The sequence below is a fragment of the Xenorhabdus griffiniae genome, assembly GCF_015163655.1.
Lineage (GTDB): Bacteria > Pseudomonadota > Gammaproteobacteria > Enterobacterales > Enterobacteriaceae > Xenorhabdus > Xenorhabdus griffiniae.
This window is the reverse complement of the sequence record NZ_JADEUF010000082.1, coordinates 1-18,306: the sequence shown is the minus strand read 5'-3', so window position 1 is coordinate 18,306 and position 18,306 is coordinate 1. Positions and strand designations below refer to the sequence as shown.

The window sequence follows — 18,306 nt, the reverse complement described above, 5'->3', positions numbered from 1 at the left end:
TGGGCTCGGTGATGTTTATAAGAGACATACATTATACAAATCTTCTTACTTTTATTTACAATTTGGGTTCCCTGATAAAAACGACAAATGAACCCAAAAGCTTCGTAAAAATGTCATCTACTGTCTCCCCTGCCATCTAAAAACCCGTCATTATGCAAAATTTAATTACAATTTAACACATATAGTTGAAATAAAACACCAATAAAAGACAATAAATCAGAGAGCAAACTTATTCATTTATTCTTAAAACAACCATTTTAACCAAAGATATCAAAGCCTCTTCAAAATACAGACTGAGAAGAGTACATTGATCATCACACTTTTTATGCCGGGTAGTATCCATTTTGCCAAAGAGGTCAAGGCACCCTATGTTTTCCATTAATAAATCCAGTAAATTAGATAATGTCTGCTACGACATTCGAGGGAATACCCTCAAAGAAGCCAAACGACTCGAAGAAGAAGGTAATAAGATACTGAAATTAAACATTGGTAATCCGGCGCCATTCGGATTTGAAGCGCCTGATGAAATTTTAGTCGATGTTATCCGTAATCTGCCAACCGCCCAGGGTTACTCTGATTCAAAAGGATTGTATTCAGCGCGTAAGGCAATCATGCAGCATTATCAGGCCAGAAATATGCTGGATGTTACCGTTGAAGATATCTTTATTGGTAATGGTGTCTCTGAACTTATTGTTCAATCCATGCAGGCCCTGTTGAATACCGGGGACGAAATGTTGGTGCCTGCGCCTGACTACCCTCTTTGGACTGCGGCAGTATCACTTTCCAGCGGTAATGCCGTCCACTATCTATGTGATGAGCAACAGGGCTGGTTTCCTGACTTAGATGACATACGCCGTAAGATTACCCCACGTACCCGTGGTATCGTTATTATCAACCCGAATAACCCAACCGGCGCGGTATATAGCAAAGAGTTGTTGCTGGAAATCGTAGAAATCGCCCGCCAGCATAATCTGATTATCTTTGCTGACGAGATTTACGACAAAATCCTGTACGATGATGCCCAGCACCACCCCATTGCAGCATTAGCACCTGATCTCTTTACTGTGACTTTTAATGGTCTGTCCAAAACCTATCGTGTTGCTGGTTTCCGTCAAGGCTGGATGGTCCTCAACGGCCCCAAAAAACAGGCTAAGGATTATATTGAAGGATTAGAAATGCTGGCATCAATGCGCCTTTGTGCCAATGTGCCAATGCAGCACGCAATCCAAACAGCATTAGGTGGTTATCAAAGCATCAGTGAATTTATTTTCCCAGGTGGCAGACTCTATGAACAACGTAACCGTGCATGGGAACTGATTAACCAGATCCCTGGAGTTTCCTGTGTGAAACCGATGGGTGCCCTCTATATGTTCCCGAAAATAGACACCAAACGTTTCAATATTTATGATGACCAAAAAATGGTACTCGATCTCTTACTACAGGAGAAAGTCTTGCTGGTTCAAGGCACCGCATTTAACTGGCCAGATCCTGACCATTTCCGCATTGTTACACTGCCACATATCGCTGACTTACAAATGGCAATTGAAAAATTCGCCCGATTCATCGGTAATTATCGCCAATAACCATAATCTTTTTCATTAAAGCCAATCCCATTAATATTAACAAATTAATGGGATGGCTCTTCGCTGAGATAAATACTTATTTCTGACTTACCGCTATTTTTTCCATAAATGAATTTTTCGCGCGTAAATATTCCCGTCATTTTTCAAGTTATCGATACTCCGCTCACAATTAACCATATTATTCCGCTACAATTTTGCTACAAATTAATCGGCTACAAGAGGAAATTATGAGTCATTTTTTCGCCCAATTATCCCGCCTGAAATTAATTAGCCGTTGGCCTCTTATGCGAAATGTACGTACAGAAAATGTTTCAGAGCACAGTTTACAGGTTGCTTTTGTCGCACACGCTTTGGCAATCATCAAAAACCGTAAATTCAGCGGCAATGTCAATCCTGAACGGATCGCCCTGTTGGCAATGTATCACGATGCCAGCGAAGTCATCACCGGTGATTTGCCAACACCAATTAAGTACTACAATCCCCAAATTGCCCATGAATATAAGAAAATAGAAAAAATAGCCCAACAAAAATTATTGGCTATGTTACCGGCTGAATTACAGGATGATTTTCGTACCATTCTGGATGAGCATCACCATAGTGAAGAAGAAATCCGTATTATCAAGCAAGCCGATGCATTATGCGCTTACTTGAAATGCCTGGAGGAACTCTCAGCAGGCAATACCGAATTCAATCAAGCCAAAAAGCGATTGGATAAGACACTGGCAGAGCGTCACAGTGAAGAAATGGATTATTTTATGGATGTGTTTGTACCAAGTTTCAGCCTCTCCCTTGATGAAATCAGCTTATAAATCATACGCATTACCTTTTAAGTTGCGCGTTATAAGACAACATAACCCATTGTTTCTTCCCGCTTCGCAAGGGAGAAACAATATGCATCTTAAAATGAGATGGGTATATTACCCAGACATAATCATTTAGAGTTATATACACATTAACCTTCAAGTTGCGATTTACAACACGCTATGAAACCTGATTTCTCCCCCGCTTCGCGGGAAGAAATCACACGCATCTTGAAGTCAGATTGATATAATTATTCAATAATATTAAACAATATTCCTGACGCAGCTTCCTGCTATGCGGAAGCTGCTTCGATAGAAATATTAGAATGGAAAAAGTATTGGGATAATCGCAACGCTAATCCCCATCACAATTAACGTAAAAGGTACGCCAAGTTTCACGAAATCAGCAAACCGATATCCTCCCGGCCCCAGTACCAACGTATTAACGGGAGATGAAACGGGTGTCATAAATGCTGCCGAAGCCGCCACACCAATAATCATCGCAAAGGGCAAAGGAGAAACAGCCATCTCATTCGCCGCCGCAATCGCAATCGGGGCCATTAGCACAGCTGTCGCAGTGTTGGAAATAAACAATCCTATCATGGCACAAAGTACAAACAGGCACACCAACATCACCCGTGGCCCCATATTACCTGCGATATCCATCAATCCCTTGACAATGAGATCAATACCTCCCGTCTTCTGCAATGCCAGCGCAAAAGGCATCATACCAACAATCAAAATAATGCTCGGCCAGTGAATGGAACGGTAAGCACTTTCCATATCAATACAGCGGAATTTCCCCATTAACAGGCAGGCGATTAACGCGGCAATAAAATTGGGAATTTCATTGGTCAGCATCATAGCGACCATCAGGGCAAGGCAGAATAAGGCATGTGGAGCTTGTGAGGCAGCAGGGGCCGCACTTTCCACTTCAACAGGCAGATTTAGTACAATAAAATCAGGCGTTTTTGTTTTTAACGCGTGGATCAATTTCCAATCGCCAATCAACAGCAGGGTATCACCAAGCAACAAAGGTTCATCCACTAACTTCCCTTCTAACGCTTTTCCCCCGCGACGTATCCCCACTATATTGAGACCATAGCGTGTACGAAATTTCATATCACGTAATGATTGCCCCAAAAGTTCGGATTCAGGGAGCACCGAAACCTCAGCCATACCCACATTACGCGAGTGCTCGGAAAAATATTCCCCACGCAATACCATCGGTTCTAGCTGCTGCTCACGGCAAAACTCCCGCAAATCAATATCACTATCCGACATATCCACCAGCAAGACATCCTGCCTCTGCAACTCCATATCCCCAGTGGCAGCCACCATCACTCGACGGAATTTACGCCAACGTTCAATACCAATGACATTGGCACCATAACGGGCACGCAGCCCTAATTCATCCAATGTGTGTCCAACCAGAGGTGAACCTGGACGGATAGTCAGACGGCGAGCACGGCCCGACAATTTATAATCGCGTATCAAACCACGAAATGTTCGATGATAACGCTCGTCCGTTGTCTGATAGTTTATTCCCCCTAGCCAACGACGAGCAACGAGCATGTAAATTACGCCCGCCATCAACACTAATATGCCGATCGGTGTAATGGAGAAAAAATCAAAACCCCGCAGCCCCTCGCGCACCAGCTCACTATTGACGACCATATTGGGTGGCGTTGCGACCAAGGTCATCATGCCGCTGATCAAACCGGCAAATCCTAATGGCATCATCAATCGCCCCGGAGAGGTTTTCATTCTGGCGGCCACACTCAGGACAACAGGTATAAATATTGCCACAACTCCCGTAGAACTCATGAAAGCCCCCAATCCGGCAACGGATAACATTAACCAAACCAACATCTTGGTTTCATTGTTACCTGCGACACGGACCAACCAGTCTCCCATCTGATAAGCAACCCCAGTTCTCACCAACCCTTCGCCAATGACAAATAGGGCAGCAATCAACAACACATTGGGATCACTAAAACCGACAGTGGCTTCACTTAACGTCAGTGTGCCACTCAAGACAAATGCGATGATCAGCAATAAAGCCACAACATCCATTCTGACTTTATTGGTGGTGAAAAGCACAATGGCTATCAATAGCAGGGTTAATACCCATAACAGTTCGCTACTCAATTTGGCCTCTATCAACGATACCTTTCAAATATGACTATCCGCACGACCAATCTGCCAATTAGCAGATTGGCTATATATCAAAAGCCTACAGGTACAAACGTTAACAAAGTCAGTAGACCATGTTTCTTAGAGAAAATCCCTCGTTATGATCAAGGAACCTTCTGATTTGGGATGCCTCAATCGGTATAAATCGATACGTAACTGCCAGATTTGACAATCTCAATATCTTCCAGATTATTAATCGTCAAATGAATTTCATTGCGGCGTGGAATATCCGGTGAATCGTGGACAACAACAACCTGACAACCCGCATCCAAGCCGGCATTTATTCCCGCAGCAGCATCTTCAAACACGACACATTCCTCCGGCAATAATCCCAGCTTTTTAGCCCCCAATAAATAGGGTTCAGGATTTGGTTTTCCATTTGTTACCGATTCGGCCGTCACCCAATGAGCAGGTTCTGGTAATTCCGCCACTTTATGACGCGCAGAAGCAAGAGGAATCGTTCCCGATGTCACAATGGCCCACGGAATATCCAGTGCATTCAACTTATCAATCAAAGCTATGGCACCAGGCAAAGCTGTAATGCCTTCCGTATCTTCTGTTTCAATTTTTTCAATCCATTTGAAAGTATCAGCGATCTCTTCTTCACTCGCATCTGGCATAAAATGCCGGAGCGATAATATCGCCGGCGTACCATGAACATAGTTCAGAACTTCATCCCTATCGATACCCATCTTATCGGCAAACTGAATCCATGCTCGCTCAACCACAGGCAATGAATCAATTAGCGTACCATCCAAATCGAATAAAAAACCTCTACATTTCAAAACCAAACCCGACTCCTTCAAATGTCATTATGTGTTAATCAGATACTTATCCCCTATATACGCATTAAACTTCAAATTGCAATTTACAACACGCTATGAAACCTGATTTCTCCCCCGCTTCGCGGAGAGACGCATCTTGAAGTTAGCTTGGTATAACACCTGGGGATTAAATATCATCAAGAAAAGCGTCGTCTAATTGCTTAAAAGCCCGTTTAAGCAATTCAGCCAATGAAAAGTAGGTCGGGGCATTTTCTACTGGTGCCATTGCAATGCCGGCCTGAGCAAATTTTTCCCGAATGTCATAAAACCAATGCAATAATTTTTCCGGTAATGGCGTCGCCGCACGTTTCCCCAACCACCATAATCCCTGCAACGGCAAACTACAGGCAAACAGTGCTGTTGCTACCGATGGCCCCAATTGACCACCCAGCGCGATTTGCCATGTCAAAGTAAAAATGGCCAATGGCGGCATAAACCGAATACCAAAGCGAGTCGCCTTAATCACACGATTTTCAGGAAAAACAGGCGCAAGCTGCTTTTCCAGTGGCCAGGTTTTCAAATATTGCTGTCCTAATTGCATACGTTTGAACCAACCCTGGCTAACAGGCGGTGTCGTGTTCATCATGACCTCAATCAATTAAAGGTATAGTTTTTAAAAAATCCCTACAAAAGATAAAATCTTTTTTGTAGTATTAATACTATTAAGTATATTTTGTCTTTATTGCTAGCAAACGGTATCCTACACAGACTTTTATGTTGTTGCAGTAGCAAAACAGGAATTTTGCCCTTTTTCGCAACAATTGGGTTCGGTTTGTTAATAAATTGTTTTATTTTTAACATTGTTCTTATTTAAGATTAGATCACAACAAGATAATAGGTATTTCCATGTCAAGTAAGCTGGTACTGGTTCTTAATTGCGGTAGCTCCTCCCTGAAATTCGCTATCATCGATCCTGCCAATGGTGAAGAATATCTTTCTGGTTTAGCAGAGTGCTTTGGCCTGCCAGAAGCCCGTATTAAATGGAAAATGGATGGCGCGAAAAACGAAGCTGCTTTAGGTGCCGGCGCAGCACACAGCGAAGCACTGAACTTCATTGTTAATACTATCCTGGCTGAAAAGCCAGAACTTTCTGCACAAATCTCAGCCATCGGTCACCGCATTGTTCATGGTGGTGAGAAGTTCACGTCTTCCGTGGTTATCACCGATGAAGTTATCGCAGGCATTGAAGCGGCTATTCCATTCGCCCCTCTGCACAACCCAGCTCACCTGATCGGTATTGCTGAAGCGAAAAAAGCCTTCCCTCATCTGCTTGAGAAAAACATTGCCGTATTTGACACCGCATTCCACCAGACTATGCCTGAAGAAGCATACCTGTACGCACTGCCTTACAACCTGTACAAAGAGCATGGCATCCGTCGTTATGGTGCACATGGTACCAGCCATTTCTATGTTTCCCGTGAAGCAGCCAAGATGCTGAACAAACCCGTTGAAGAACTGAATGTCATCACTTGCCACCTGGGCAACGGTGGTTCTGTTTCTGCCATTGTTAACGGTCAGTGTGTTGATACTTCCATGGGCCTGACTCCACTGGAAGGCCTGGTCATGGGAACCCGCAGTGGTGATATCGATCCCGCTATCGTATTCCATCTGCACGATGCAATGGGTATGAGCATTGCTCAGATCAATACCCTGTTGACCAAAGAGTCTGGTTTCTTAGGTTTGACTGAAGTCACCAGCGATTGCCGTTATGTAGAAGACAACTACGAAACCAAAGCTGACGCTAAACGTGCTATGGATGTTTACTGCCACCGTCTGGCTAAATACATCGGCGCATACAGTGCATTGATGGAAGGCCGTCTGGACGCCATTATTTTCACTGGTGGCATCGGTGAAAACTCCGCTCTGGTTCGTGAACTGACCATGAAGAAAGTGGCTCTGCTGGGCTTTGAATATGATCATGAGCGTAACCTTGCTGCTCGCTTCGGCAAATCAGGCGTTATCACGACAGATAACAGCCGCCCAGCTCTGGTTATTCCAACCAATGAAGAGTTGGTTATTGCTCAGGATTCAGCACGTCTGACCGCATAATCAGCATGATTTTATAACCGCCAGCAATGCTGGCGGTTTTCACGAAGATATCATTTATTGACTGACGAGCAACCGTTAAAGAGGTTTCCGTGTCCCGTACAATTATGTTAATCCCTACTGACACTAGCGTTGGTTTAACCAGTGTCAGCCTGGGTGTTATTCGCTCTATGGAGCAAAAAGGCGTTCGCCTGAGCGTTTTCAAACCTATCGCCCAACCACGTCACACTGGTTCTCAGGATCAAACCACTTCCATTATCCGTTCACACTCCAGCATCCATGCTGCTGAACCTCTGGATATGGCGTATGTGGAGTCACTGCTAAGTACTAACAAAAAAGACGTATTAATGGAAGAGATCGTGGCGCGTTACCACGAAAACACCAAAGATGCGGAAGTGGTTCTGCTCGAAGGTTTGGTGCCGACTCGCAAACATCCGTTTGCCCAGTCCCTGAACTATGAAATCGCCAAGACACTGAACGCTGAAATCGTGTTCGTGACAGCCCTGGGTACCAATACTCCAGAGCAACTGAAAGAAAGAATTGAACTGAGCCGGGCTGAATACGGTGGCAGCAAGAACCAAAACATTATCGGTGTTATCGTCAATAAACTGAATGCCCCGGTTGATGACCAAGGCCGTACACGCCCTGATTTATCCGAGATCTTTGACGAATCAACCAAAGCGACGATCACTAACGTCGATCCAAAAACTATCTTCAAAAACAGCCCACTGCCTATTCTCGGTTGTATCCCGTGGAGTTTTGACCTGATCGCTACCCGTGCAATTGATATGGCTAAGCACCTGAAAGCTAGCATTATCAATGAAGGTGCTATCGAAAGCCGTCGCATTAAGTCCGTGACTTTCTGTGCTCGCAGCATTCCTAACATGCTGGAGTACTTCCGTCCGGGTTCTCTGCTGGTGACTTCGGCTGACCGCCCTGACGTACTGATCACGGCATGTCTGGCAGCCATGAATGGTGTTGAAATTGGTGCTGTATTGCTGACCGGTGGTTACTCAATTGACGATTCTATCCGTGAACTGTGCGAACGTGCATTCAACACCGGCCTGCCCGTTTTCACTGTGAAGACCAACACATGGCAGACTTCCCTGAACCTGCAAAGTTTCAGTCTGGAAGTGCCAGCCGATGACCATGAGCGCATCGAAAAAGTACAAAACTACGTTGCACAACACATCAGCAGCGAGTGGATCGATTCTCTGGCAGCTGCATCAGAGCGTCCAAACCTGCTGTCTCCACCTGCATTCCGTTACCAGTTAACCGAACTGGCTCGTCAGGCTGGCAAGCGTATCGTTCTGCCGGAAGGCGACGAACCACGTACCGTCAAAGCAGCGGCTATCTGTGCTGAGCGTGGCATTGCAGAATGTATCCTGCTGGGCGATCCAGAAGAAATTCGTCGTGTAGCAGCGGCTCAAGGCGTTGAACTGGGCGCAGGTATTGAACTTGTTAACCCTGCATCCGTACGTGAACGCTATGTGCCACGTCTGGTTGAACTGCGCAAGAACAAAGGCATGACCGAAGTTGTTGCCCGCGAACAATTGGAAGACAACGTCGTTCTGGGCACCATGATGCTGGAACAAAACGAAGTTGATGGTCTGGTTTCCGGTGCAGTGCATACCACAGCGAACACCATCCGCCCGCCATTGCAGTTAATTAAAACGGCACCAAACAGCTCTCTGGTTTCTTCTGTCTTCTTTATGTTGCTGCCAGAACAAGTGCTGGTTTACGGAGACTGTGCGATCAACCCAGATCCGACCGCAGAACAACTGTCTGAAATCGCAATCCAATCTGCGGATTCTGCGAAAGCATTTGGTATTGAGCCTCGCGTTGCGATGATCTCTTACTCCACCGGAAACTCTGGTGCAGGCAGCGACGTTGAAAAAGTGCGTGAAGCAACCCGTCTGGCACAGGAAAAACGCCCAGATCTGATCATCGATGGCCCATTGCAGTATGACGCGGCTATCATGGCAGATGTAGCAAAATCCAAGGCGCCTAACTCGCCGGTTGCAGGCCAGGCCACCGTGTTCATCTTCCCGGATCTGAACACCGGTAATACCACTTACAAAGCGGTACAGCGTTCAGCAGATCTGGTTTCTATCGGACCAATGCTGCAAGGTATGCGTAAACCCGTTAACGACCTGTCCCGTGGCGCACTGGTTGATGATATCGTTTACACTGTTGCACTGACTGCAATTCAGGCAACCCAGCAAGAAAACGCGTAATTTTCTCGCTGCATAAACATAAGATAGCCCTATGCTGTTAGCGTAGGGTTATTTTTTGTCTGCTGATGATCAGTAATTCTTTTCAATGGTTCAGGGGGGCAGAAACTTTCTGTTTATACACAACTTGCCTTAAAATAGTATTCTCCCCGCCAAAATCCCCATTTATCACTTTTGTCTGGTTCTAATACCATGTAACCTCTTTGATATCCAAACCCATATTGAAAGTAAACATTTCTCGCAGCAGGCTCTGGTATTAGTTTGATATTCCCATTTTTACCCAGTGTTTTTGATTTGTTTACCGCATATTCCATTAGAAAAATCCCACTATTTCTAATACCTATATGGGTAGCAAACTCTATAATAGAAGAAGGTTCTGTGACTCTTTCCTTGTTGTTAGAAAATATCAACATACCAATTGGTGTTCCTTGAAAAAACATAACAAAGGAATAATACTCTATTGAAGCGGAAACACCGGCAAAATTACTTTCTAAGAGACAAGAGATGTGGGAAAGTATTCTATAGCTAGCCTTATACCTCGAATTCCATCGTTCCTGCTCCCGACTTAATTGTCTGTTCTGATTCGCACTTATCAACCAATCAGCATTAATCATGTTCGTTCTTATTTGATTAGCAATACATAAAGCCTCTTGAAGCCCAACCTCTCTGATAGTGATAAAATCTTTAATATTAGATCCCCTGGAAGACATATTTATTAAATTTGACTCACTACGCGTCAATGGTCCCGTTATATCTGGGTCCAAGATGCTAAAAAATTTGGATTCAAGTATCATGATCTATCTCCCAATAATATAAAAAATATCTTCATAGGATCTGTTTAATTCAATTTACTATTTCTTGCTGAATTTTCTGTTTTTCCCGATGTTTTCTCATTCGCCACAACATTTCCAATATCACAAACCACACCGGCGTACCATATAGAGCAATACGGGTGTCATAATCAAACACCATGATCACCACCGTAAAGGCAAAAAATAGCAAGGTACACCATGTCATAGGAATGCCCATTGGCATTTTATAGATAGATTTTTTATGCAGGTCAGGACGTTTCTTGCGATAAGCCAGATAAGCAATCAGTATCATACACCAGCTATAAATCACCATAATGGCTGCCACAGTCGTAACAATAGTGAATAATTTCATGACATTGGGGATAATAAATAGCAAGAATACGCCACTTGCCATACAAAGCACCGAAAATATCAAGCTAAATATGGGAACGGCACTGTTGATTGAAAGTTGCCCAAATTTGCGGTGCGCCAGCTTTTCCGTGGACAAACCATAAAGCATACGGGTACAGGCATATAACCCACTATTGGCCGAGGACATCGCCGAAGTCAGGGCAACAAAATTAATCACCGCTGCTGCTGCTGGCAACCCTGCCAATGCAAACAACGTCACAAAGGGACTCACTTCCGATGAAATCTGTGGCCATGAGGTAACAGCAATAATGCACATCATGGAAAGCACATAAAAGATAATGACCCTGATCGGAATACTGTTGATCGCTTTGGGTAAGATTTTCTCTGGCTCTTTGGTTTCAGCCGTCACAGTGCCAACCAGCTCAATACCGGTAAAAGAGAAAATCGCAATCTGAAAACCCGCCAGAAATCCCAATACGCCATTGGGCAGAAAGACTTCAGGCTCCGTCAAATGGTTTATAGAAGCGGTCACACCATTGGGAGAAGTCCAGCCGACAAAAACCATACCAATGCCAACGATAATTAAAGCCACTATCGTCACCACTTTAATCATGGCAAACCAGAATTCCGTTTCACCAAACAGCCGTACTGAGAAGAAATTACACAGGCACATCAATGCCAAAATAAACAGTGCCGTTAACCAAAGCCAACTGTCTGGGAACCAATACTGGATATAACCACCACATACCACCACATCTGCGATGCAACTGACGATCCAGCTCATCCAATAAGTCCATCCCAGAAAATAGCTGGCCTTATCCCCAAGATAATCCGCGACAAAATCAGCAAACGTCCTGTAATCCAATTTGGTGAGCAACAGTTCCCCCATTGCCCGCATGACCATAAAAGCAAAAAAGCCAATCAAAAGATAAGTCAGGATAATTGAAGTCCCTGATACTGCGATGGTTTTCCCTGCTCCCATAAACAATCCTGTCCCAATGGCACCACCAATTGCGATCAACTGAACATGGCGCTTACCCAATCCACGGTGCAGTTTTTGCTCATCGGCTGATTGTTCCACCGGTGTTTTTAATGATCTCGTCATCAATAACCTCTACGGCTTGCTGTTTTATGAATTGATTAGGTTAATTTTTCTAACAACAGTCCTGCCCGTAGCCCAACAGCAACATGAGCGTTGGGAAACAGGATAAAGTTGGCAGGCGATTCAATCTTCCAGGATTGATATTGCTGATGGGCGATATCAAAACCTTGCGGCAATTCAGTGAAATTTTTTGTATCTTCTGGGATATTGAGCTGAAAACTGTCATGTTGTTTGATAATTGCATCAACCACACGATAGCGTTTAAACGCCGCTTTAACGCGTTTACCTGAAGGCAATCCAGCAATCAAATCCTGCAAGGCCGTGGTAATATTGCTGAACCTGGTTAAATCATTTTGTCCAAAAGGCAGCGCCTTACCGATCTCCAGCGTGCAACTATCCACATTGTAATGTTCGCTGGTAAAGTGACTGAACGTTCCCCCTGCTGTGTTATGAAATACCAAGGCATCGAGATCGCTATCTTCCAGCCATTGTAAAAAATCCGCAGCATATTCACGTGCCTGGTATGGCAATAGGGCGAACTGTTCATGACAGGAACCTCGGATTGCAGTATGAAGATCAAGGTGCCGATATTGCGTTGATGCCATCACCGCCGTTTCATGAAAAAATCGCTGGATAGCAGACTCCAATTCCATTGCCCGCTTCGATTCATTCCCTAAAGGAAAATTTTGATAACGGCCACCAAACATACGGTTGAGATCATAATCAATATATCGTTGCCCTGCCCGCATGGCGGGTAAATTGCCAAATACCAGCAGAAGATTATGTTGCAATGGCAATTTTCCCTGAGCCAGTTGTGATAATAACTGGATAAGTATTTCTACCGGTGCCGTTTCATTGCCATGAATTCCGGCGGAGATAATCAACGTATCGACAGATTTTTCTTGTGAAGAGGCCCTTGTTACTTGTGGTCGTTTTTGCGGTAATAACTGTAATACCCCTTCCGCTAGCCATGATGACTGAATCGTTGGCGGAAAAACCAAGTTATTTTCGATCTTGTTTTCAAGCAATAAAGTCAGTAAATCCATTTCATCTCCTGATTAATTCTGAAATTCATAAATCGAACCTAACTTAAGGATCTGTGTCAGTTCATCAAGGGCAAAATAGACCTCCCTCAATAGCTGCGGATCAGCAAGATCAGCTACATACAAGGAATCCCGATAATGGCGTTCCACCCATGCCGCCAGGCGTTGATACAATTTTGGTGTCATCAAGGTAGCTGGATTGACTGCTGCCAACTCTTGTTCATTTAAAACAACCCTGAGTCGCAAACAAGCCGGTCCACCGCCATTGCGCATACTTTCTCGCAAGTCAAAAAAGTGGAGTTTATTGATGGGAGAGTTTCCTTTTGCAATCAACTCTTGCAAGTAAGCTGAAACATTGTGATTTTGGCGGCACTCTTCCGGTAAAATCAGCATCATGTTGCCATCCGGCTGGCTCAACAGCTGGCTGTTAAACAAGTAAGATTCGACCGCATCCTGAAGGGTGACTTGCTCCATAGGCACTTCAATCGCCACCAAGTTGTGCCCAAGCCGCGCCATTTTCTCCCCCAACTCGGTCAATACTGCTTGCTGATTTAAAAAAGCCTGCTGGTGATGAAAAAGAACATGACGGTTACTCACTGAAATGACATCGTTATGAAACACACCACTATCAATGGCTACGGGATTTTGTTGGGCAAATACCGTTCTGGAGTCCTCTAATTGATGCAGGCGGGCGATTGCCTGGCTAGCTTCCAGTGTCTGCCGAGGGGGATAACGCTTAGGTACAATCCCTTCCTGCAATGCCTTGCGTCCGTAAACAAATAACTGCACACCAGCTTCGTCATATTCGCCACAAAAACGATTGTGGTTTGCCGCACCTTCATCTCCCCAATCCACATGTTGTGGCAGAGGATCATGATGAACAAAATAGTTTTGCGCTGGGAAAGTTGCTTTCAGAGCTCGTGAAGTCGTGGTGCTTTCCAGCGAACGATGCAGCTTGTTATTTAAATTTGCTACCGTGAAGTGGACACGTTGATCCGCACTATCTGCTGAAGGAGAAACCGTTGCCGCATTTGCTGTCCACATGGAAGAGGCGGAACTGAGATTAGACAATAACAACGGAGAATATTGTGCGACTTTATTTAATACCTGTTCGTCACTGCCGGTAAACCCGATCTGTCGCAACACGGGCAGGTTAGGACGCTGTTGCGGGGGCAAAACCCCCTGTACTAACCCCATATCAGACAACGCCTTCATTTTCATCAATCCCTGAAGTGCGGCTTTACGCGGATTAGATTCTTTCCCTTGATGATTGATGGACGCTTTATTCCCCGTTGACAGGCCGGCGTAATGGTGTGTCATGCCGATCAAACCATCAAAATTTGCTTCAATTCCTGACATAACCACCTCTGACATCCGATTGATTGATGAAAAAATTAAGTCCTGGTGCCGGTGTTTCAGGCAACACTAAACTTTCCGTCGTCAGGGAAGCCATCGGCCAGGCGCAATAATCCGCGGCATAATAAGCACTGGGGCGATGATTACCAGAAGCCCCAATACCACCAAACGGAGCCTTGCTGGATGCGCCTGTCAGCGGTTTATTCCAGTTCACGATCCCCGCTCTCGCCGCTTGCATTAACTTCTCAAACAGGCCGGGATCAGGAGAAATTAGCCCGGTTGCCAGTCCAAATCGGGTATCATTTGCCATTGAGATGGCTTCATCGAAAGTGGTATAGCGCTTAACTGTCAACAGAGGCCCAAAATATTCTTCGTCAGGAATATCTTTAACATTGGTGAGATCAATGATGCCGGGTGTCATAAACGTCGAATGCTGATCAGGCTGGGTTAAGGTGAGCAAAGATCTCCCCCCCAGGGCCAATAACTTATTCTGAGCGTCCAGCAAACTCTCCACCGCCGCTAAAGAGATGACGCCGCCGATAAAAGGCTGAGGATCAGCATTCCAATGACCAGGCACAATCTGGCCTGCGGCATCAACTAACTGTTGGATCAACGCATCGCCCTTCTCTCCTTGCTTCACCAACAACCGACGGGCACAAGTGCAGCGCTGCCCCGCGGAGATAAAGGCTGACTGGATAATGGTGTAAACCGCGGCGTCAATATCATCATAATCGTCTACAATCAGGGCATTGTTGCCGCCCATCTCCAGAGCCAGCATTTTTTCTGGCTGACCTGCCAATAGGCGATGAAAGTGGAACCCCGTTGCTGCACTGCCTGTAAACAGCACACCATCAATTTCGCGATTATCCAGCAAGGCACCACCGGTTTCTTTGCCTCCCTGAACCAAATTCAATACCCCTACAGGCAATCCCGCTTTAATCCACAATTCCATGGTTTTTTCCGCCGTCAGCGGCGTTAATTCGCTGGGCTTGAACACCAATGTATTACCGGCAATGAGCGCAGGGACAATGTGTCCATTCGGTAAATGCCCCGGAAAATTATAGGGACCGAAGATAGCCATCACTCCGTGAGGACGATGCTGTAATATCGCTTTTCCGTCTGGCATCGGTGTTTCGGAATACCCGGTTCGCTGTAACCATGCTTCAATTGAAATAGCAACCTTGCCTATCATCGATTGAATTTCTGTCCGTGTTTCCCACAAAGGCTTACTGGTTTCCTCACTGATCACCTGCGCGATTTTTTCTTTTTCTTGAGTCAGCAAATCAGCAAATGTCTGAATAATCGCAATCCGTTTTTCAACCGCCAATCCAGACCATGCAGGAAATGCTTTACGGGCGGATTGGCAGGCTTCAACTACCTGATGCTCAGCAGCACCGTTCGCCTGCCATAAGATCCGCTGATCTACAGGAGAATATTTAATAACAGGCAGGCCCTTCCCTGCTATCCACTCACCGCCAATGTAATTTGCTTGATGATTCATTGTGAAATTCCTCAATTGCAACAGCGCTTAATGACAACGTTTTTAATGGTGAAAACCGCTAAGAGAAAAGAGAAACGAAGCGTACCGGATCGCCATCATCCACATGCAGTACTGCCATTTCTGCGGAGGTAAGCAGCAATTCATCGCTATCCAAAGATTCAGAAACAGACAACAGGAGTGCTTTAAACGATTGAAAATTCAGGTTAGAGACAATGCATTGTACGCCGCCCTGCGATCGGGAAACCTGATCGTTTCTTTTAACATGCACAAGCCGGCTGGCTCTGATTGTCCGTACATTGTCAATTTCGGCATCAAGGATAGCGCCCGCATCAAAAATATCGACCGCATCGTGATAAGCAAATCCCTCTTTTTCCAAAATAGCGCGGGCAGGCAGCGTATTTTCATGTACCTGACCAATGGTCTGGCGTGCTTCTTCTGGTAACAAAGGGACATAAATGGGATGAAATGGCATCAATTCTGCAATAAACGTTTTGGAGCCAATGCCCGTCAAGTAGTCAGCTTCAGCAAAGGAGACATTAAAGAAATGTTTCCCCAGAGCATCCCAGAATGGCGATTCACCCTGTTGATTCGCAACGCCACGCATTTCCGCAAAAATGCATTTTGGAAAGAGAGGCCTGAATGCGGCAATAAACTGCAAGCGGCTTCGGGAAAGAAAAACACCATTGCCTCCGCCGTGATAATCGGGATCAAGGAATAACGTACACAATTCAGTGCATCCGGTATAATCCTGCCCGACAACCAGCGTTTCAAATGTGTTATAGACACCCAATTCACGGGAAGCTCGCACTGATCGATGTACGCGAAAATTGTAAAAAGGCTCTTCCAGCCCAACAGCAACTTCCAGCGCACTGACACCAACAACACGATGCTTTTCCGTATCTTCCAAGGTAAATAAAAATCCTTGTTGTGCTCGTCCCTTTGCATCGTTGAAAGAATCAATACTGCGTGAAATCCGTGCTGCCAGATATTCCTGATTATTGGGTAATGTTGTCAGGCCAATTCCTGCACGGGACGAAAGATTGAGGATATCCCCTAAATCTTCATATTGAACGGGTCTAAATAACATCATGATATCACCTCAAATCGGCTTTATTCCTGAACAAATCGCCTGAGGGCGTTTTCAAGGCGGATGAAACCGTCATTGATATCCTGCTGTTCGATATTTAATGCAGGAGCAAAACGCAACACATTGGGACCGGCTATCAAAGCAATCAATCCCTCTTCCGCAGCGATATTAGTCAGGTTTTTCGCTTTACCCTGATATTTTTCAACCAACTCAGCGCCCAACAATAACCCTTTACCGCGCAATTCACTGAATACTTGATAACGTTGATTAAGCTTGGACATCCTCCTCATAAATTCATGGTGACGCTCTTGCACCCCAGCAAGAAACTTCGGTTGGTTCACCAACTCGACGACTTTGTTAGCAACGGCTGCCGCCAGCGGATTTCCACCAAATGTTGTACCGTGTGATCCCGGCTGGAAAGCCTCTGCGATATGTTGCCTGACCAACATGGCACCTATCGGGAATCCACCACCCAGCCCTTTGGCACTGGTTAAGATATCTGGCTCTACCCCAATCCCCTCGTAGGCATACAAATACCCAGTGCGGCCTATACCCGTTTGGATTTCGTCAAAAATCAGCAACGCTTGATATTGATCACATAATTCCCGTAATCCTTTTAAAAATGCCGGCTCGGCAGGGATCACCCCGCCTTCCCCAATGATCGGTTCAACAATCACAGCACAAGTTTTTTCTGATATATGGGCCTTGATAGTATCGATATCATTAAATGGCAGGTGAGTAATTTGCTGCGGCAATGGCGCAAAATCTTGAGAATATTTAGGTTGCCCTCCGACAGTCACAGTAAATAATGTTCTGCCGTGGAAGGAGTTCTCAAATGAAATAATTTCGTTCTTATGATCTCCATATTTATCTAATGCATATTTTCTGGCAATTTTTAATGCAGCTTCATTTGCTTCTGCTCCCGAATTACAGAAAAAAACCTTATCTGCGAATGTATTTTCAACCAGAGATTTCGCCAGTTTTAAAACAGGTTCATTTGTATAACCATTACCAATATGCCATATATTTTCCATTTGAAAATTTAATACATTCTTTAATTCATCATTAGCGTGACCAAGTGAATTCACCGCAATTCCACCAGCAAAATCAATATATTCCTTACCATTCTGATCCCAGACACGTGAGCCTTTAGCGACGACAGGGATAAAATTTGCCGGTGAAAAACAGGGAACCATATACTGGTCAAACCAATTTCTTTGGATCGTGTTCAACATTTGTGTTTCCTCACATGATTAAAATATAAAAAAATAAGGAATCATTTTATATACGTATTAAACTTCAAGTTGCAATTTACAACGCTCTATGAAACCTGATCTCTCCCCCGCTTCGCGCACACGCATATTGAAGTGA

14 protein-coding genes are annotated in these 18,306 nt (G+C 44.9%); 4 read left to right on the top strand and 10 right to left on the bottom strand.

Going from position 1 to position 18,306, the window contains the following annotated elements:
• Window positions 1–368 precede the first annotated feature (368 nt).
• Window positions 369–1,583 (top strand): pyridoxal phosphate-dependent aminotransferase, encoded by a 1,215-nt coding sequence (locus IQ211_RS13215; protein ID WP_189759304.1) that lies wholly within the window; start codon window positions 369–371, stop codon window positions 1,581–1,583.
• Window positions 1,584–1,810: 227 nt separating this feature from the next.
• On the top strand, window positions 1,811–2,392 hold the full coding sequence (gene yfbR / locus IQ211_RS13210) for a 5'-deoxynucleotidase (protein WP_189759305.1): 582 nt from the start codon (window positions 1,811–1,813) through the stop codon (window positions 2,390–2,392).
• Between the two features lie 312 nt (window positions 2,393–2,704).
• Here the strand turns inward: yfbR and IQ211_RS13205 are convergent, their stop codons facing one another.
• The 3 genes from IQ211_RS13205 to yfbV form a co-directional block, all read right to left on the bottom strand.
• Window positions 2,705–4,534 carry an SLC13 family permease gene (locus IQ211_RS13205; protein WP_189759306.1) on the bottom strand — a complete coding sequence of 610 codons (1,830 nt, stop codon included), beginning with the start codon at window positions 4,532–4,534 and terminating at the stop codon, window positions 2,705–2,707.
• 176 nt (window positions 4,535–4,710) lie between these two features.
• Window positions 4,711–5,370 (bottom strand): sugar phosphatase, encoded by a 660-nt coding sequence (locus IQ211_RS13200; RefSeq protein WP_276529786.1) that lies wholly within the window; start codon window positions 5,368–5,370, stop codon window positions 4,711–4,713.
• 160 nt (window positions 5,371–5,530) lie between these two features.
• Window positions 5,531–5,986: a terminus macrodomain insulation protein YfbV gene (gene yfbV / locus IQ211_RS13195; RefSeq protein ID WP_189759307.1), complete on the bottom strand. Its 456-nt coding sequence runs from the start codon at window positions 5,984–5,986 to the stop codon at window positions 5,531–5,533.
• Window positions 5,987–6,249: 263 nt separating this feature from the next.
• Between yfbV and ackA the strand changes: the two genes are divergently transcribed.
• Entirely contained in the window at window positions 6,250–7,452 is a 1,203-nt protein-coding gene (gene ackA, locus IQ211_RS13190) for an acetate kinase (protein ID WP_189759308.1), read from the top strand.
• 89 nt (window positions 7,453–7,541) lie between these two features.
• Window positions 7,542–9,686 (top strand): phosphate acetyltransferase, encoded by a 2,145-nt coding sequence (pta, locus tag IQ211_RS13185; protein WP_189759309.1) that lies wholly within the window; start codon window positions 7,542–7,544, stop codon window positions 9,684–9,686.
• A gap of 113 nt (window positions 9,687–9,799) precedes the next feature.
• Here pta and IQ211_RS13180 read toward each other — a convergent pair whose 3' ends face one another.
• Genes IQ211_RS13180 through IQ211_RS13150 form a run of 7 tightly spaced genes read right to left on the bottom strand, consistent with a single transcriptional unit; the run spans window position 9,800 to window position 18,170 of the window.
• The gene (locus tag IQ211_RS13180) at window positions 9,800–10,477 is read right to left on the bottom strand and encodes a hypothetical protein (protein ID WP_189759310.1); all 678 of its coding nucleotides are present in this window, start codon (window positions 10,475–10,477) and stop codon (window positions 9,800–9,802) included.
• A gap of 49 nt (window positions 10,478–10,526) precedes the next feature.
• The gene (locus IQ211_RS13175) at window positions 10,527–11,951 is read right to left on the bottom strand and encodes an amino acid permease (RefSeq protein WP_189759311.1); all 1,425 of its coding nucleotides are present in this window, start codon (window positions 11,949–11,951) and stop codon (window positions 10,527–10,529) included.
• A gap of 35 nt (window positions 11,952–11,986) precedes the next feature.
• Window positions 11,987–12,994 (bottom strand): succinylglutamate desuccinylase, encoded by a 1,008-nt coding sequence (gene astE, locus IQ211_RS13170; protein ID WP_189759312.1) that lies wholly within the window; start codon window positions 12,992–12,994, stop codon window positions 11,987–11,989.
• 12 nt (window positions 12,995–13,006) lie between these two features.
• The gene (astB, locus tag IQ211_RS13165) at window positions 13,007–14,350 is read right to left on the bottom strand and encodes an N-succinylarginine dihydrolase (protein WP_189759313.1); all 1,344 of its coding nucleotides are present in this window, start codon (window positions 14,348–14,350) and stop codon (window positions 13,007–13,009) included.
• Window positions 14,337–15,848 carry a succinylglutamate-semialdehyde dehydrogenase gene (gene astD / locus IQ211_RS13160; RefSeq protein ID WP_189759314.1) on the bottom strand — a complete coding sequence of 504 codons (1,512 nt, stop codon included), beginning with the start codon at window positions 15,846–15,848 and terminating at the stop codon, window positions 14,337–14,339. Before astD ends, astB begins: the two co-directional genes overlap by 14 nt.
• A gap of 58 nt (window positions 15,849–15,906) precedes the next feature.
• Complete coding sequence (gene astA / locus IQ211_RS13155; protein WP_399478001.1) at window positions 15,907–16,935, bottom strand: arginine N-succinyltransferase; 1,029 nt, start codon at window positions 16,933–16,935, stop codon at window positions 15,907–15,909.
• Window positions 16,936–16,958: 23 nt separating this feature from the next.
• A complete protein-coding gene (locus tag IQ211_RS13150; protein WP_189759316.1) occupies window positions 16,959–18,170 on the bottom strand; it encodes an aspartate aminotransferase family protein in 1,212 nt (403 codons plus the stop codon).
• Between the last annotated feature and the right edge of the window lie 136 nt (window positions 18,171–18,306).